The organism is Paenibacillus sp. J22TS3, from assembly GCF_018403205.1.
In the GTDB taxonomy this organism is placed as follows: domain Bacteria; phylum Bacillota; class Bacilli; order Paenibacillales; family Paenibacillaceae; genus Fontibacillus; species Fontibacillus tuaregi.
On sequence record NZ_BOSF01000007.1, the window covers coordinates 203,948 to 219,805 of the forward strand.

Here is a 15,858-nt window from a genome sequence, read left to right on the forward strand (position 1 = left end):
TCTCCCGGAAGGCCCGTCTGTTAGGGTAGAAAATTACTCCAGCGAGGAGAGAGAATAGAGATGAAACAAAAATTCAGCATGATGCTGCTCAGCCTGGTTGTTATCCTGGGCGCAGCCATTCCAGCCAGCGCGCTCGCCGATGTGAACACAACAGAACCTTCGGCCGGCAAGCTTCAGGTTATCCAGACTCCGGGAGGCAAGCTCGATCCCCAGGGCAAGCTGGACTACGCTTCAGCTATAACTGCGATTGTCAGCCATTTTAATCTATCCCTGGACGGGTATAACTTCATTAAGGAACCCAAGGTATCCGATTATTTCACAAAGCTTCAGGATTCCGCATGGTACTCTGAAGCGTTTATAATCGCCCAAGTGAACGGGCTCAGCATCCCGAAGGATGTGCAGGCGGATCAATCCATGACCCGCGAGCAGTATGCGAACCTGCTGTCCCAGGCCATTCATCTTAGCGGTAATTATCCAACAATTATGCGCTACAACGTGATCAAAGACGGGGATTCTATCACCCCCGCTTACATGGACAGCATTCAGTACCTGCTGAACAGCGGAGTTTCCCTGCTTGACGACAAGCTGGGCTTCAACCCGAAATCCCCGGTTACCCAGAGCCTTGCCACCCGCTGGCTTAACGAAAGTGTGGATTTTATTCACAGGATGCAAGATGAGCTTGAAGCAAGTGGGGCCCCGCTTCAGGACTACACTCTAAACTCCCAGGCCATGGATGACAAAATCAACAAAATCACCGTAAGTGCTGCAGCCCCGAGCCCGGGTTACGGACTGCAGATCGCTTCCATCTCGTTTGACCACGATCGCAAACAAGCGATAATTTATACTAAAGTTGTCCAGCCCAAGAAAGGCAGCCTGAATGCCCAGGTTATCACTCAGGTCAGTGTTACAACTTATATTCCAGCAGGCTATAAAGCTGATCTTGCTGTGACCCAGCCTAAACAGCCCACGCAGGCTGATCGTACAACCAGCTCAGATGTCCACTCATAAAAATCAAACAAAGCGGCTTCCCGTTATCAGGGGAAGCCGCTTTGTTAATGCTTGGGCATTGGGATGAACTGCCCTCTATTCCAACCTAAATCTGCTGATGGATACCTCACCTTTTAGAACAAGGAAAACTTTATAGCGACCGGAAGTCTCCTTCAAAGGAATTCGAAGAGTGGTCCAAGCCTGGCTGCCTCCGGTTGGAGGCACGGGAGCAGCTCCCATCAAGGGGCCATCGGCCTCTTCCAACCTGACTTCAAGAACTGCGCCGGGTGCCGATCCGGCGGCCCGCACCACCAGGTCTCTCCCTTCACGAACAGCCAGCCCCACGTCCCAGAATGAAATCCAGCCTTCCTCGCCCTTCACCCGGACACAAGTTCCGCCCTCGCTGCACTCGTCCAAGTACACGGCTTCATAGTCGTCAAAGTTCTCCGCCAACACATCCCGGCTGAACGATCTTGGAGGAATGGGCTCCCCCTCAACGGTGATCGCCGTTGAAGCATGAATCGTCTGGGATGAACTGCCGACCATGACCGTATAGGTTCCCGGCTCCACCGCATAACCATCACGCGTTACATCCCAGAAGGCCAGATCCTCTGCCTTCAGCCGGAAGCCTACCTCCGCCTTCTCACCCGGCTCAAGCTCCAGCCTTTTGAAGCCCCGCAATGATTTGATCGGTCTCGGAACGCGGGACCTATCCGCCCGGACATACAGCTGCACCACTTCTTCTCCTGTTAGATGGCCCTCGTTCTTCACGGAAACGGTGACCTCAATCTCCCCATCCTGACTCATAAGAGATGAACTCACATTAAATTCAGTGTAGTTAAATGTTGTGTAGGAGAGCCCGTGGCCGAACGGATACAGGACAGGTCCCTCAAAGTATTGATAAGTACGCTTCCCCTTGATCAAATCGTAGTCCATGATGTCAGGCAGCTGGTCTTGGGAACGGTACCAGGTCATGGCGAGGCGTCCGCCAGGATTGTAATCCCCGAACAATACGTCCGCAACCGCGGAGCCTAGCTCGGGTCCGGCATGTGACGTATACAGGATGGACGGAATGTGCTCCTGCTCCCACTTCACCGCATAAGGGTAGCTGCTGACCAGCACCACCACTGTATTGGGATTTGCGTCCAGCACAGCCTGAATCAAACGCTGCTGCGCCGGAGGCAGTGTAATATCCTGGCGGTCTACTTCCTCTTTGCCGTTAAGAAACGGAATATTGCCTGCAAAAATAATGGCTGCGTCCGAAGCTTTGGCCGCCTTCACCGCTTCGGCAATTCCATCGCTGACGACCTCTACCGAGAAATCCCCTTGGGAGTTATCAACTGGGGCCCCGGTGTTCACCTTCAGGCTTCCGTCCTCCCCGGCACACACCTCTCGTCCCTGCCAATTCTTGAAATGGCATGTTCCATCCGCACCACTTTCCAAGCTCACGGCTTCCTTCACGAACCAGCCCCGAACTTCCTCAGCGGAGGCATACAAGTATCCGTCGTCCCTCTCGGTAACGAACCTGCCGCCCGCTTCCTCACGGAGTGTCTCGCTGCCCCAGCCCCAGTCGGTCCGGCTGAACACCGCCGCCTGCTCCGCCTCTTGGTGCAGAGCTGCAAGCCGCTCGCAAGCTTCGGCTTCCCCGGTGCCTATAGCGACATACCGGCCTGTCGCAAGAGAACGCAGACGGACCCGGTCACTTCCGCTGCAGTAACGGATTGTGGCATGCTTCATCTTCTTGGCGATGCCTTGAAGCGGGGTGATCCGGTAGCTTGGAGTTCCACTGTACCAATCCGTGAGCACCTCATCCGCCAAGGGGCCAATGACAGCCAGACTTCCCAGCTCCTTGCCCAGCGGGAGCAGGTTATCATTTTTCAGCAAAACTATGCTTTCCTTGGCAGCTCTTTGCGACAACCGGGAATGGGCTTCAGCGCAGAGCAGGGATTCATCCACCGCAGCATAAGGGTTCCGGTCCACGGGATCAAATTCACCCAGCCTAAACCGCACCCGGAAGGTATTCTGCAGCGCTCTGTCCAGATCGGCCTCCTCCAGGAGTCCCTGCTCTAGAGCATCCTGCAGCGCCCGGACGACAATTTCCTGGTCATCCGTAATACTGTCGATCCCGCTCTTCACCGATCTCGCTACGGCTTCGGCATAAGAATGAACATAACGATGGTCGTTCACCGTACCCAGTACATCTCCGGCATCTCCTACCACAAAGCCATCCATGCCCCATTCCCCTTTAACGATGTGGTTCACTTCGGGATTCACGTTGCAGGGAACTCCGTTAACCGCATTGTAGGCCGTCATCATTGAACCTGCCCTGCCTTCTCGAAAGGCTGGCTCAAAGGCCTTGAGGTAATACTCCCGTTTGTTGCGCGGGTCAATGCTTACCGATGCGCTTCCACGGTTCACTTCGTTGTTGTTTGCATAGAAATGCTTCAGGGTAGCTACCGTCTTATAGTAAAACGGATGCTCCCCCTGCATACCTTTGACCAGTTCAGTGGTAAGTCGTCCCGTCAGGTACGGGTCTTCCCCGTAAGCTTCCTCCGTTCTGCCCCAGCGCGGGTCCCGTTCCATATCTACAGTTGGAGCCCAGATGGTCAGTCCGTTGACCTTGGGGTCCTTCTTGTGATAAATCCGGGCCTCGTCCGCAATGACCGAGCCGATTTCTTTCATCAGCTCCGGGTTCCAGGTACAGGCGAGCCCGGAATTTTGCGGAAATACAGTGGCTTCACCAAGCCAGGCAACCCCATGAGCTCCCTCGGTTCCATGTTTGTAAGCTGCCAGGTTCAATCTGGGCACCTCAGCCTGGTACTGGCACATTTGTTCAATCTTCTCCTGAAGCGTAAGGCGGGATATCAAATCAGCCACCCGCTCCTCCAAGGGAAGATCGGGGCTCTGGAATCGATATAGGTAAGCGTTTGCAGAAGTCATACTGCACCTTCTCTCTTTTTTGCAGCAATCATACCGCCCTTACAACTCTACGAGTACCTGAATAATTAGCGGTCTTTTCATATAGAAATTGGATGTGTTTCCTTGATTCGCACCGGCTCAGTTTCTTTGCGGTAAACGGATGGGGAGGTCCCGACATATTTCTTGAATTTGCTGTGAAAATAATCAACATTCGTATACCCCACCCGCTCTGCCACTTGATATACCTTAAGACCTTCCTGAAGCATCCGCTTGGCATGCTCCATCCGGACCTGATCGAGGTACGTATTGAAATATTGACCGGTCACATTCTTGAACAGCTTGCCTAAGTAGGCATTGTTGTAATTGAACACGCCGGCCAAGGTCTCAAGCTTCAGATTATCAGCATAATTACGGTGAATCATATCCAGCATGATCTTAATATCCTGCTGCTGGCTGCGGTCAATATGGCGGGACACTTCAGTCAGGATGTGCCCGGCATGCCTGATCAGCTGCTCCAAGCTTCGCTGTTGATAGAGCTTGGAGACGGATTCCGCATATTTTCTCTGAAGACCATCAAGGTCGGAGTTGCGCATCGCTAGCTTGCTGAGCAGATCCGTAATCAGTTCAGCGAAGTACCGTTTCACTTGCTGTTCTGTTCTGCCCTCCGCGGCCAGGGTGCGGCCGAGAGTTCTCAGTAGATTAGCCACAGGCTCAGAATCACCAAGATCGACTGCATAATAGAGACGATCTTCAATTGAACTGAGCTCAGCAGCCGCCTCAGTCTCCAACGGCGTGATCTGATTTAAATTGTCCGGGCTTAATACGGGCAGCCCAACGATGAAGAATTCCGAACGAAGCAGCTCCCTTGCCTGTTCATAAGAAGCAGGTATATCCTTCAGGTCACGAACTATCGTGCCCAGGGCAGCAGTGAATTCAACACAGAGCCCGGTAAGCACTGTATCAAGCTCCTGCATCAGCTCCCGCTTCATTTGTTCCCCTAGAATGGGTCGTTTCAGAACAATCCCAAGATACGAATGCAAATGGAAGCTGATGCCCGAACCCCCATCCTCGAAATAAACACGGATTTCCTCTGCAGCTTCTTCCATTTCGAGTGGGTTCCCCTCTCCGGAGGGGTAAAGATCCAGAAGGAGAACCTGATACTCCTTCCAATCGAAGCCGCAGGAGGACGCCTGACCGAGAAAAGTATCGGCATCTTCCTTGCTTCCGCTGAGCAAGGCCTCAATCAGCCATCCGCATTGACGGATGGTCGTGCTGTCCTCCCATTCCAGCTTCTCCTGCTCCGCTTCCCATTTCAAGCGGATCGATTCCAGATAAGTAATTAGCTCATCCTCATCCACCGGTTTAAGAAGGTAGCCGTCGACCCGCTGGTTAATTGCTTTTTTGGCATAATCAAAATCCGCATATCCGCTGAGAATAATCATATGCAGCCGTGTATCCCGCTCCCTCAATTTCTGAATAAGCTGAAGCCCGTCCATACCGGGCATGCGGATATCGGCTACCACCAGATCCGGCCGCAGCTCATCATATTTCTCCAAGGCCTCAAATCCATTAGCCGCAGTCCCAGCAATCATATAACCGTAAGCTTCCCAAGGAATCAACCGGGTAAGACCCTCCCTCACTTTTGGTTCATCATCCACGATCATTACTTTCATCATGGCACATCCCCCCGATCGCATCATATAATCAAATTGCAGACAAGTTATTAAGCGCTTACAGAAGATTGGTTAAAACTTTTAATTTAAAGATAAAAACTGCTGTTATTACCATTATAAGCAAGCTTGCGGCGCATCACTAACATTATCTGGAGGCTCTGTTGCACTATCTTCATCCTTCTTCGTACTGGAATCCCGCTTCCCTTGGATATACTTACATTAAATGGCTTGCTAATCCATGCATGCGGCTGTATGCTTACTCTTGCTGTAAAGTGATGTTGACTTATTGAATGGGGGCAAAACAATGAAACAAAACCTGCTGTCCAAAAGTCTGGGGTATCTGCCTGGACAGCACGATTGGAAAAGAGAGATCGCAGCTGGCCTGATTTCTTATTTTTCTGTCGTATATATAGTCATGGTGAACGCATCGATTCTTAGTGATGCGGGAATGCCGCTGCAAGCCGCCATGGTGGGAACGCTGCTCACTTCGATTGCTGGCTGCCTGCTGATGGCTTTTCTTGGCAAATCACCCATCATCGTTGTTCCCGGCATGGGAATAAACGCCTTCTTCACCTATACTCTTGTGCATTCCATGAAGCTGAGTTGGCAGGAAGCGCTGGCTGTTGTTGCTGTCGCCGGACTGCTATTCGCCATTGTGGCCTTCACCTCACTCTATAAACAGATAAGTGAAGCGATTCCGCACAATCTGCAGCATGGCATCAGTGTAGGGATCGGCTTGTTCCTGACTTTTATCGGGCTGCAAAAAAGCGGGATTGTCATTGCTCATCAGACTACCTTTGTGACGATAGGGCATTTCAGCGATCCGAACGTGATTACGGCTTGTGTCACCCTGCTGCTTGCTCTTGTGCTCTTTGTGCGCAAAGTGAAGGGCGATCTGCTGATCAGCATCCTGGTGGGTACGGCCTTGGCTTATATTTTGGGAGGTGTACATCCCGCCGCTGCCAAGATAGAAGGCAAACCCCTGGAGCAGTATGGGGAAATTTTTTCCAAACTAAGCTTCTATCCAGGGATTCTGACCATTTCCTTCTGGATTGCGGTCTTCCTGCTGCTTCTGATTATTGTATTCGAAAATATCGGCCTGATTGGGGCACAGACGCGGATGATCAGCCGACCTGAGACCTTTAAGGGGAGCTTGCGTGCGCTCTCCCTGTCCAATATCGGCGCCGGCCTGTTCGGCAGCAGTCCTACTGTGGCCGCAGCCGAGACGACCGCAGGCATTGCAGCCGGAGGACGTTCCGGTGTGTCCCCGCTGGTAGCCGCGTGTCTGTTCGGGGCCACGTTCTTCTTCATCCCGCTGCTGACTTATATCCCAGATAGCGCAATTGCGCCTATTCTGATCATTATAGGCAGCTTGATGGTGCAGAACGTAAAGGACATGAACTTTACGGATTTCACCGAGGCGTTTCCCGCCTTTCTGGTTATGGTCATGATTCCGTTCACTTACAGCATTGTAGACGGAATGGCTTTTGGCTTCATTGCTTACCCTGCTGCCAAGCTTGCTGCTGGCCGGGGCAAGGAAGTCAAGGTGGTTATGTATGTAATCACCGCGTTGTTCTTAGCTAACTTTGTTCTTCATGCTATGATGTAGAGCTGTTCCCAGATTTCTGGATTAAATTTATCAGGTGGAAATCCGGTCACAAAGACGAACACTTCCTGTACGTAAGCCAGTGAACATCACGGTTGAAGGTCTATAACCAAGGCAAGGGGCTGCCCCGTCGTAATCATAACGATGGAGGAGCCCCTTTTTTTAGCTTCCAACAACCACATTTTTGTCCAGCACTAATCAACCTAATCAGCTTGAATCAGCTTCCAAATCACCTTTTATGTCCAGTCCGTCTCCCCTTCAAGAATTCTCTTCAGCATTGCATCCACTCTACACAATGTCTCAGTACCCGAACTTCTTATTAAACGCCTTCTCAAAGAGCCCCCTAACAACCTCTCTGAAGCCGGGATTATCCTGATAGTAAATTCCTTGAATGGAATTAAGGGTAAAAGCAAGCTTGGTCTCTTCTTTTTCTTGAAGGGTAATACCGTATATAAAACCAACCCGATCCTCTTGGTTAGGGTCAGGACTAAGCACTTCATCCTTAATCCTATCGAGAAATGCCCTAATCTCCTGTTTATCCTGGACGTATTCCCTCCCTCCTGTTGAACCGTCGAGAAGAATAATCTGGTCCACTTTACCAATATCCCCGGGATAGACCTTGGACAGCGTCGTGGGGCCAGGCGGCTTAGGCTTCTCATCGTGGCTTACACAGCCAGACAGAACAAACATTAAACAGCTTGCCAAGAAGGACCGAATAAAGAGCCGGTACATCATAACCCCTCCAATATCAACAAAGCGGTCCCTATTTCCTATGGCCGCTTCATGCTGATTACTTTATATATCATGTGACTTTGGAAATAATAGGCTGGGTCTTTCGCTACCGCAGTCTCTTTCTGTGATTTGATCTCAAGCGGCCGTTTCCCGATGTTACCTGAATATGTAGAACATACACCGGCTGTATGATCGAAAAGCGAAAATGACCACCGGTTATGTCCAAGTTAGTTGACGTCCAATGTGGTTGCAATGTTGCTTCTAGATTAAAAATCCTCAGAAAGCCCGTACACCTCTCACTCTGGACACTTTGTCCACGTTCGCTTCCATGAAGCGGTTAGCCTGGTCAACTCCATGGTTACGGTGCCCTGTATGATCGCAGCCACCTAGCTTCGTAAGCCGCTCGATTTGTTTCTTCAATTGACGTATCCGATACTTTTTATTCATGACTCTTCTTCTTACCTGAAGGCTCAATTCAGTCACCCCTTCCCACATTGGGGGATATTCACCCTGTATACACCCACATTGTATGCACTGGGGCTATTTCAAGCACGGCGGACATCCAGGTTAGATAGCCTAACCTCTTCAACATTCAATAGCCTTTTCTCCCTCTAATCAGATCTTACGTTTGCAAAATTGTCTTTCGGGTAATTATAAATAAAGGTTGTACAGATCAGTCATTACAAGGAGGAATTACCATGCCAGAACAATCTGAAGATAAGCTTCGTAACCAACAAGACAACGATAGGGATTCTCTTGCCGAACAGAAGAAAATGGAGAATGGTGTTGATATAGAACCGGAAGCTGATGAATGGGTGGCCAAGCCCGTGGCTTACGTTGAAGAGGACTCCAAATCATCCACACAAGATTAATCCCTCAATACCCGGCTGAAAGGCACTGAAGACTAAAGCGACATTGATCCTTACAGGACATTGATCCCTACAAGATGACCAGAAAAGAACCTCCCCATCCACATCATGGATAGAGAGGTTCTTCTCTTACACAGATCTATTATTGAATTACAGGTTTTTGCCTTTGGTCATCTCAACAAGCAGAAAAGGTACTGCCTTGGTAAGCAGCGCAGCCGCTTCCTGACGCAGCATGACATCCCGCGAACGGTAATTTACCGATCCATCCGCTTCCTGCTTAACCTCAGGACCGTACAGTCCAGCTCCAGCCACAAATTGCACGGCTTCTATTGCCCAAGGGTCCGTCTCACCACTAAGCTTTGCTTTTACCGGGGAATGAACGAAGATCTGGAAGGTCTTCATGACTAACTGAGCCGCTTCTTGACGGGTAATGGCACGGTCAGGCTCAAATTTCCCTTGCGCCGTTCCCGTCGCAGCACCAAATTCCGCCAGCATCTGAATTTGCGGCGCATAGAGATGCCCTTGAACATCGTTGAATTGGACAGGATTAACAGATGGTTTAATGCCAATCAATCCCACCAGCTCAGCACAGAATTCCCCCCGGGTGATTGGACGCTGTGGTTCAAAGGTAGAGGAAGTGTTCTTCACTGTTCTACGCTTTTGTAAATCCTGAATAAATGCCGCATATGGGCTATCTGGCTTGACATCAGAATAATTTTCCGTCTTCGGAATTCTTTCGGACCATGCATCAGGAAGCAGATAGTATAGATGAGTAATATTCCCTTTATTATCTTCCTTGAATGCAGCGAGCCGTCCGTTCTCATCCTGGAACAGCAGTTTGCCTACTTGTTTCAGCTTCACGTCTCCCAGCGGAGTGGTTAGGATCAAATGATCATCTTCAAGCTTCACGTCAAAAATCAGCATCGGAATCCGTAAATACCGGAATGAGCCCTCAAACCTGGCCAGTTCCTGCTTCGTCGAATGCAGCTCACCTGCCGGCTTACCGTCCGCCGGATAGTAACGGTCCATGAATGCTTTGAACAAATCAGTACGCATATCAACCGCTTCGCCGTTTGTGACAACGAATCCGCCCACTTTTTTATCCGGCAGCAGCCACATGTAGGAATGATACCCCGGCAGATCCCCGCTTTTACCGACAACATTTTGGCCATTGTAATACTTCTGATAGAACATTTCGAATCCATAGCCCATATTCGGCAGCTCGGGACTGATGCCAACATGCACCTTCTGCATGTTCGCCACGGTCTCAGGCTTCAGAATGGTTGAACTCCCGAGCTTTCCTCCATTCAAATGGGCCAGCATGAACTGGGCGATATCGCTGCTGGTGGCCAGCATTCCTCCCGCTGGGGAGATGGTTGGGGTAAACGTATAAGGAGATATCGGTTTATTATTGCTGTCGTATCCGGTTGCCAACTGCTTCTGATCCAATTTTCCAATCTCAAAAGAGCTGTGATTCATATGTAGGGGCTTAAAGATCCGGTCACGAACCACCTCTTCAAACGGCTGCCCGGTAACAGACTGAACCAGATATCCCTGTAAATCCGAGGCAAAATTATCATACCGGTAGGCTTCGCCTGGTGTTCGGACAACTGACGGCATCCAATCCTTAATAAAGCCCTCCAAAGAACTCGTTTTGGACAGATCCGTGCTGTTTGGCAGCAAGTTATCTGTAAAATCAAACCCTGTAGTATGTGTAAGTAAATGTTTGACCTTAAGCGGACTTCCCGTCTGGTTAGGAATCTTTAGTCCCTTGAGGTAAGGGGCTACCTCCCCCTCAAGATCCACTTTCCCTTCCTCAACAAGCTGCATAACTGCGGATGCAGTGAACACCTTGGTGATGGATGCCATCCGAAACACCGTTTCATCCGGTTTGATCGGCTGCTTATTCTCCAGGTTTGCGTAGCCGAAGCCTTTGTTCAGAAGAACCTTGTCTCCGGATACTACGACAAATGCGGCCCCTGTGAGCTTGGACTGAATCTCAGGCCGCTTAAAGAACTCATCAGCGAACGCCTCAACCTCTTGCGCGGTCTCTGGCCCCTTACCGGCAGCAGCTGCCGCAGTGCTCTTAATAGACCCTCCAAGGATGGATGCTCCCAGGACACTTGCCGCTATTAGCGATCTTAATGTTACCCGAACGGGTACAGACATTTTCATAACTTTCAGCTCTATCCTTTCTATGTTATATTTTTCCTTTCCAAATATTATCATAAATGGACCGTGTCCCCGGCGCCCCATTCTCTGGCATGAAATTGACAGAGCCTGGAGATTGAATATAATCTCATCCTTCAGACGTAGAACAACTCCTGCCCAAGTCCGGTTTTTCCAACAAAAAAAACAGCTGGGAGATGTGTAATCTCCCGCTGTTCCTTAGTTTGTTTATTGTTCTGTAAGAGCCTCTTCAAGTGTCTTCCAGCGGTGACGGTACTTTTCAAGTCTGGGATGCGGATGGGCTGGCGCTGCTGTTAATAGCAGCCGAAGCTTGACAATCCATTCCTCGAAAGAGGAATAGCTTGCAATCTGGTTAGCCGTCTCGGGTGTAACATACAGGAAGAAAGGTGCGGCATATTTCTCGATTAAATGCCGGAGAGCTGCCTCGAGAGGGGTATACTTCTTCCGCTTCCCTTCCAATGTCTCAAGTACGACGCCCTGTCTACCGGAAGAGTTCTTCCAATCTATCAGCTGCTTCTCCCGTTTATGGTAGGAGGCAACAGGTTCTTTGCTCATTCTTCGCACAGTTTCTTCATGCAAGGGGTACAGCACCAGCTTGACGAAGTTCAATTTCATGGAAACGTCTGCTGCAAGATCAAGCTCCTGCTCGGAAACGTGTTCAAAAGTATCATAGTAGATCAGAGTGCCTTTTCTCGTCTCCACCGGCGGCTCATACCCAAAAGGTACAGAGATGTTGTTCCTGCTCATATTGACCACCGCCCTTATCGATTAGTTATCTGCTTCGTTATAATGCTCCCTGCAAAAGGCTTCAACCTCGGCAAGCTCATCGTCTTCCAGATCAAAATCCAGATACTTATCCGTTACCCGTTCATGAATATGGTAATTGACGATCCCCTGTGTACTCTCTTCGACGCCATAAATCACTCTCAAATATATCCCATGCTCAGAGTAGAGCTCATCGTCCTCATCCACCTGGATATCCATGATAAATTCATAACGTTTCCCTGGCAGAATCCCAAAAGGGTCTTTAACTTGTTCCACACTGTACTCTGTGATATTATCCATGTTCTACATCCTTTCCAATCCACGGCTGATCTATTACCATAAGAGGATAATCATCATCCCCGCTTCAGGTAAATTTCATAGTCTATGTTATTATACCAGGCTTCCGGGCGCAAAGCTCAGGGTGTCCAGGATATTCGGAATTGTAAAAAGGGCTTGAGCGGACACCGTCCACTCAAGCCTATGATTCATCAAGTTATAAAGACCTTTACGGCCATTACAGTTATTCGCCAACCTGCTTCTTAAGATAACGATCCAATTCCTTAGTCCACAGTCCATCCGATTCCTTAAGCATTTCCAGCACATGCCCGATGGAAGCCAGCAGCTTGCTGCTCTTCGTTCCCTGCTTCACAGCCGCTTCATAGGCTTTGCGGATCTCAGGCTTCAATGTAGTGTATTCGTTCTTGCTGTTCTCCTTATACACAGGAGTATTGCTTGAACCGTAGAAGATATTAAACTTTATTCCGTTATAAGCCAGGGCAACAGCTTTAGCCCTGTTCGAGCCCGGGTACTTGCTCACAAAGCTCTCCATAGCCAGTCCACGCTTGATCAGCTCACTCCAACTGATGACAACCGCCGCATCCGACAATGCCGGTTTGTTTGTCTCTTCAGCCATAATGTCAATATAAGCGGCAATATCATTGGTTACATGCCGCCCAAATTGCTTGAAACCGGCATAATCCATCGTTAGGAAATACATGCCTTCACCTGTGCCCACCTTATATCCCTTGTCCCGGGCTTCCACAAGCAACTTGCGTGTCTTGGAATCCTTAATTTGTCCAAGGAGCGCCGTGTAGCTCAGGTCCTTCTTCTTCCGGTAAGCGGAATCCAGTACTTTCTGCACATCTGAAGGATAAAATTTCTCACTTACTGACTCCAGCTGAGCTTTCTGGGCATTCTCCAGATGAAGCACCATAGTGGTCGCCCGAGCAGGACTAACCTTGCCGATATTTTTGATCAAATACTGTCTTGCCTGAGCAAGCTTGGATGATTTCTTAATATAAGATTCAAAAGTCTGGTATACATCGGTCGGCGAAACGGTCACCGCGGTCTTTGAGCCAGCTGCGGATGCCGGGTTTACCGAAACCAGGGAAGCCCCAACTGCACCAACCGTAACCGCTGCGGACAAGCCTATTGCGAGACAAGCTTTGGTTATTGAACTAACATGTTTATTACTCATTCTCTCTCCTCCTGAAGCTCCAAATTAATCCTAACTGTCAGACGCATTCTGAAGCAAAAGGTTTCAATCATCCGGGCGAGTTTCGGGCCCGTTTTTTGGATTGCTTTATACGGGCCCTTCAGAGATATTGTTACTGAACAAAATCAAACCACATGGTACAATATGGGAAACCGCGAAGGGTGGTATTATTCTTGCCTTTTAAGAAAGCTTCATTTTGGTTCTCGGTAATAAGCATTTTAATATGCTTAAATAACTATTTGGGAAATGACGACAAGAACATTCTTCTTATCGGGTTGAACCCACTTCTGAATTCAATTGTATATACGGAGCCATTCCGACACTGGATTTTTGATTTCGATAACGCAACTTCAGCTGCCGACAGCGCAGCGATTAGAGTTCTGTTTCCTGCATATATGATGCATTTTGCTTCCTTCTTCTTGATTGGACTACTCATGGATTTTCTTATCCGTTTAATCCATCGAAAAGCTAAAAGTTAAATTCTTCATAGTCACCCATCAACCCATTGCTGGCGTCCTCCATACAAACGTGCACTCTTTTCACCTATTAAATATGGATTACTGGGGTAAGAAATGTGAGCTGCTTAAAATGAAAAAGGAGGGCACAGCCCCCCCTCACTTTAGTATCACTCTTTAAACACTTATCTGAACCCTTCCTTCAGCCAGGCCCCGGCCAAAGTAATGGCGCCCTTGGCCGCCTCTGTCTCCGCCAAGGCATGAAGCATAACGAAGTCATGGATGATGCCCTGGAATCTGACCGCAGTGACTTTCACACCTGCTTCTCTGAGCTTGGCGGCATAGGCTTCTCCTTCATCTCTAAGCACATCCGCTTCTCCCGTAATGATCAGTGCCCTAGGCAGCCCCTTCAACTGCTCCGTGGTAGCCTGCAGCGGGGAGGCCGTAATCTCCTTTCTCTGCTCCTGGTCCGGAATATATTGATCCCAGAACCATTGCATTCCGTCTCTTCTAAGGAAATACCCCTCAGCGAACTGATGATACGAATCCGTATCGAAGGAAGCATCCGTCACCGGATAAAAGAGCAGCTGCTGCCTGATGGATGGCCCGCTCCGCTCTTTGGCCATTAGGGTAATGGCGGCTGTCATATTGCCGCCCACACTGTCGCCAGCCACCGTAAGTGTATCCGGATCAAGCCCGTGCTCCCGTCCTTCAGCCGCCACCCACTCTACTGCCGCGTAAATCTCCTCGATTGCCGTTGGGTATTTGGCTTCCGGTGACAAGCTGTACTCCGGGAACACGATGGCTGCCCCGGCTTCAACCGCCAACCGGCGGATCAGCAGATCATGGGTATGGGCATTGCCGAACACCCATCCCGCGCCATGGATGTATACAATTACTGGAAGATTATCAGGCGCATCAATAGGCCGGACGATCCGAAGGGAGAGCTTGCCTCCAGGTCCTGCTTGAATCTCCAGGTCCTCCACCTTGACCGGGGGCTTCTCAATTTCCGCGGACTGTACCTGATTCACCTGCTCCCTTCCTTTCTCGGGACCCAGATCGAACAAGAAGGGCGGATTCGCGGTATCCTTCACAAATTTCTCTGCTGCCGGCTCCAGCTTTACTTTATTGTTCATATTGGTTACCTCATTTCATATGATAGTTAGCTGAATTCAGACTCTTCCTTAAACTCCCTTGGTGCTCTCAAGCTTATACAGAACCTACTTTTTATTAAACGAATTAAAGTGCCTATAATCTCAATCCTTAAGTCACCAAACTTGCGCAATCTCCCATCAACGGAGGAGATATGGCAAATGAAAGGCAGGCATGGCTTGTCACTGCCCTAATTCCGCGAACAGAAAGAACCCGGCAGCAGCCTTGCCGCCGGGTTCTTTGAGATTAACATACCTAATTTTATTTACGCTCATCTGATTACAGATGAAGCCCGGTCTCCAGGCTGGTCAGGGCCTCATCCAACAGCTTGACAAAGCTCGTCTCCGGCTTCTCGGCGTACTGCATCATCGCCGAAATATTGACGCCAACGATCGCGCCGGCCATCGTTCTAACCGCAAAATCATCCTCACTTCGCCCAGAACGCTTCGCCAATAAGCCCGCGACCAGCTCCATTGTCTGGGTCATATTCCCAATCATAGCTGCCCGAAGCTCAGGTATGCCCAAAATCAGCTGATTACGCTCCCGGATTGCGGCAAGCTCCTCCTCAGAGAATTGGGATACAGCGCCGCACATGGCATTCTTTATGGCCTGAAGGGGACTGTACTCTTCAGGCTGGGCTTCAAAGGAAGTGACAAGCAGTGGATCGTAGTTGTCACGGACTACCACTTCCTCCTTGGTCGCGAAGTAACGGAAGAACGTACTAGGCGAAATTTCAGCCGCCTCCGCGATCTGTTCAACCGTAGTTTCATTGTATCCCTGCTCACGAAACAAACGGAGCGCGTGCTTCTGAATCGAGGCCATCGTTTTAGCCTTTTTTCGTTCCCGAAGTCCCATAACCTGTTGATTACCTGAAGTCAATCTGGCTCACTCCCCAAGATTAATATGTACCTAATAACTTTTGATAGTTTATGTTATTTTATATTAAGTGTCAATTTGATCCCTAAAGAAAAGCCGCTCCTCCATAGGAACGGCCAGATATTATGAGCTTACAATT

Annotated in this window: 13 protein-coding genes; 3 read left to right on the forward strand and 10 right to left on the reverse strand. The window is 49.6% G+C overall.

Translation table 11 applies throughout. The annotated features are described in order from the left end of the window. The first annotated feature begins 60 nt into the window (after positions 1-60). Entirely contained in the window at positions 61-1,008 is a 948-nt protein-coding gene (locus tag KJS63_RS20830; protein WP_213620877.1) for a hypothetical protein, read from the forward strand. A 75-nt stretch (positions 1,009-1,083) separates the two neighbouring features. Here KJS63_RS20830 and KJS63_RS20835 read toward each other — a convergent pair whose 3' ends face one another. Continuing rightward, positions 1,084-3,927 carry a glycoside hydrolase family 3 protein gene (locus KJS63_RS20835; RefSeq protein ID WP_213620878.1) on the reverse strand — a complete coding sequence of 948 codons (2,844 nt, stop codon included), beginning with the start codon at positions 3,925-3,927 and terminating at the stop codon, positions 1,084-1,086. Positions 3,928-4,004: 77 nt separating this feature from the next. Further along, complete coding sequence (locus tag KJS63_RS20840) at positions 4,005-5,582, reverse strand: response regulator transcription factor (protein ID WP_213620879.1); 1,578 nt, start codon at positions 5,580-5,582, stop codon at positions 4,005-4,007. 301 nt (positions 5,583-5,883) lie between these two features. Here KJS63_RS20840 and KJS63_RS20845 point away from each other — a divergent pair, with 301 nt between their 5' ends. Then, a complete protein-coding gene (locus KJS63_RS20845; RefSeq protein WP_213620880.1) occupies positions 5,884-7,188 on the forward strand; it encodes an NCS2 family permease in 1,305 nt (434 codons plus the stop codon). A 297-nt stretch (positions 7,189-7,485) separates the two neighbouring features. On the opposite strand, the gene KJS63_RS20850 is transcribed toward KJS63_RS20845, so the two are convergent. Both KJS63_RS20850 and KJS63_RS20855 read right to left on the reverse strand, forming a co-directional pair. Beyond that, entirely contained in the window at positions 7,486-7,920 is a 435-nt protein-coding gene (locus KJS63_RS20850) for a hypothetical protein (protein WP_213620881.1), read from the reverse strand. 273 nt (positions 7,921-8,193) lie between these two features. Continuing rightward, positions 8,194-8,364 (reverse strand): hypothetical protein, encoded by a 171-nt coding sequence (locus KJS63_RS20855; protein WP_157692481.1) that lies wholly within the window; start codon positions 8,362-8,364, stop codon positions 8,194-8,196. Between the two features lie 251 nt (positions 8,365-8,615). Here KJS63_RS20855 and KJS63_RS20860 point away from each other — a divergent pair, with 251 nt between their 5' ends. Next, complete coding sequence (locus KJS63_RS20860; protein ID WP_187386139.1) at positions 8,616-8,789, forward strand: hypothetical protein; 174 nt, start codon at positions 8,616-8,618, stop codon at positions 8,787-8,789. A 147-nt stretch (positions 8,790-8,936) separates the two neighbouring features. Here KJS63_RS20860 and KJS63_RS20865 read toward each other — a convergent pair whose 3' ends face one another. The 6 genes from KJS63_RS20865 to KJS63_RS20890 all read right to left on the reverse strand — a co-directional run bounded on the left by KJS63_RS20865 (position 8,937) and on the right by KJS63_RS20890 (position 15,722). Beyond that, the gene (locus tag KJS63_RS20865; RefSeq protein ID WP_213620882.1) at positions 8,937-10,961 is read right to left on the reverse strand and encodes a serine hydrolase domain-containing protein; all 2,025 of its coding nucleotides are present in this window, start codon (positions 10,959-10,961) and stop codon (positions 8,937-8,939) included. 222 nt (positions 10,962-11,183) lie between these two features. Further along, entirely contained in the window at positions 11,184-11,723 is a 540-nt protein-coding gene (locus KJS63_RS20870; RefSeq protein WP_213620883.1) for a hypothetical protein, read from the reverse strand. 21 nt (positions 11,724-11,744) lie between these two features. Next, positions 11,745-12,041: a DUF6509 family protein gene (locus tag KJS63_RS20875; protein ID WP_213620884.1), complete on the reverse strand. Its 297-nt coding sequence runs from the start codon at positions 12,039-12,041 to the stop codon at positions 11,745-11,747. 220 nt (positions 12,042-12,261) lie between these two features. After that, a complete protein-coding gene (locus KJS63_RS20880) occupies positions 12,262-13,218 on the reverse strand; it encodes a hypothetical protein (protein WP_213620885.1) in 957 nt (318 codons plus the stop codon). A gap of 658 nt (positions 13,219-13,876) precedes the next feature. Then, complete coding sequence (locus KJS63_RS20885) at positions 13,877-14,827, reverse strand: alpha/beta hydrolase (protein ID WP_213620886.1); 951 nt, start codon at positions 14,825-14,827, stop codon at positions 13,877-13,879. Between the two features lie 295 nt (positions 14,828-15,122). Beyond that, positions 15,123-15,722, reverse strand: a complete 600-nt coding sequence (locus KJS63_RS20890; protein ID WP_244862710.1) for an acyl-CoA-like ligand-binding transcription factor — start codon at positions 15,720-15,722, stop codon at positions 15,123-15,125. Positions 15,723-15,858: the final 136 nt, after the last annotated feature.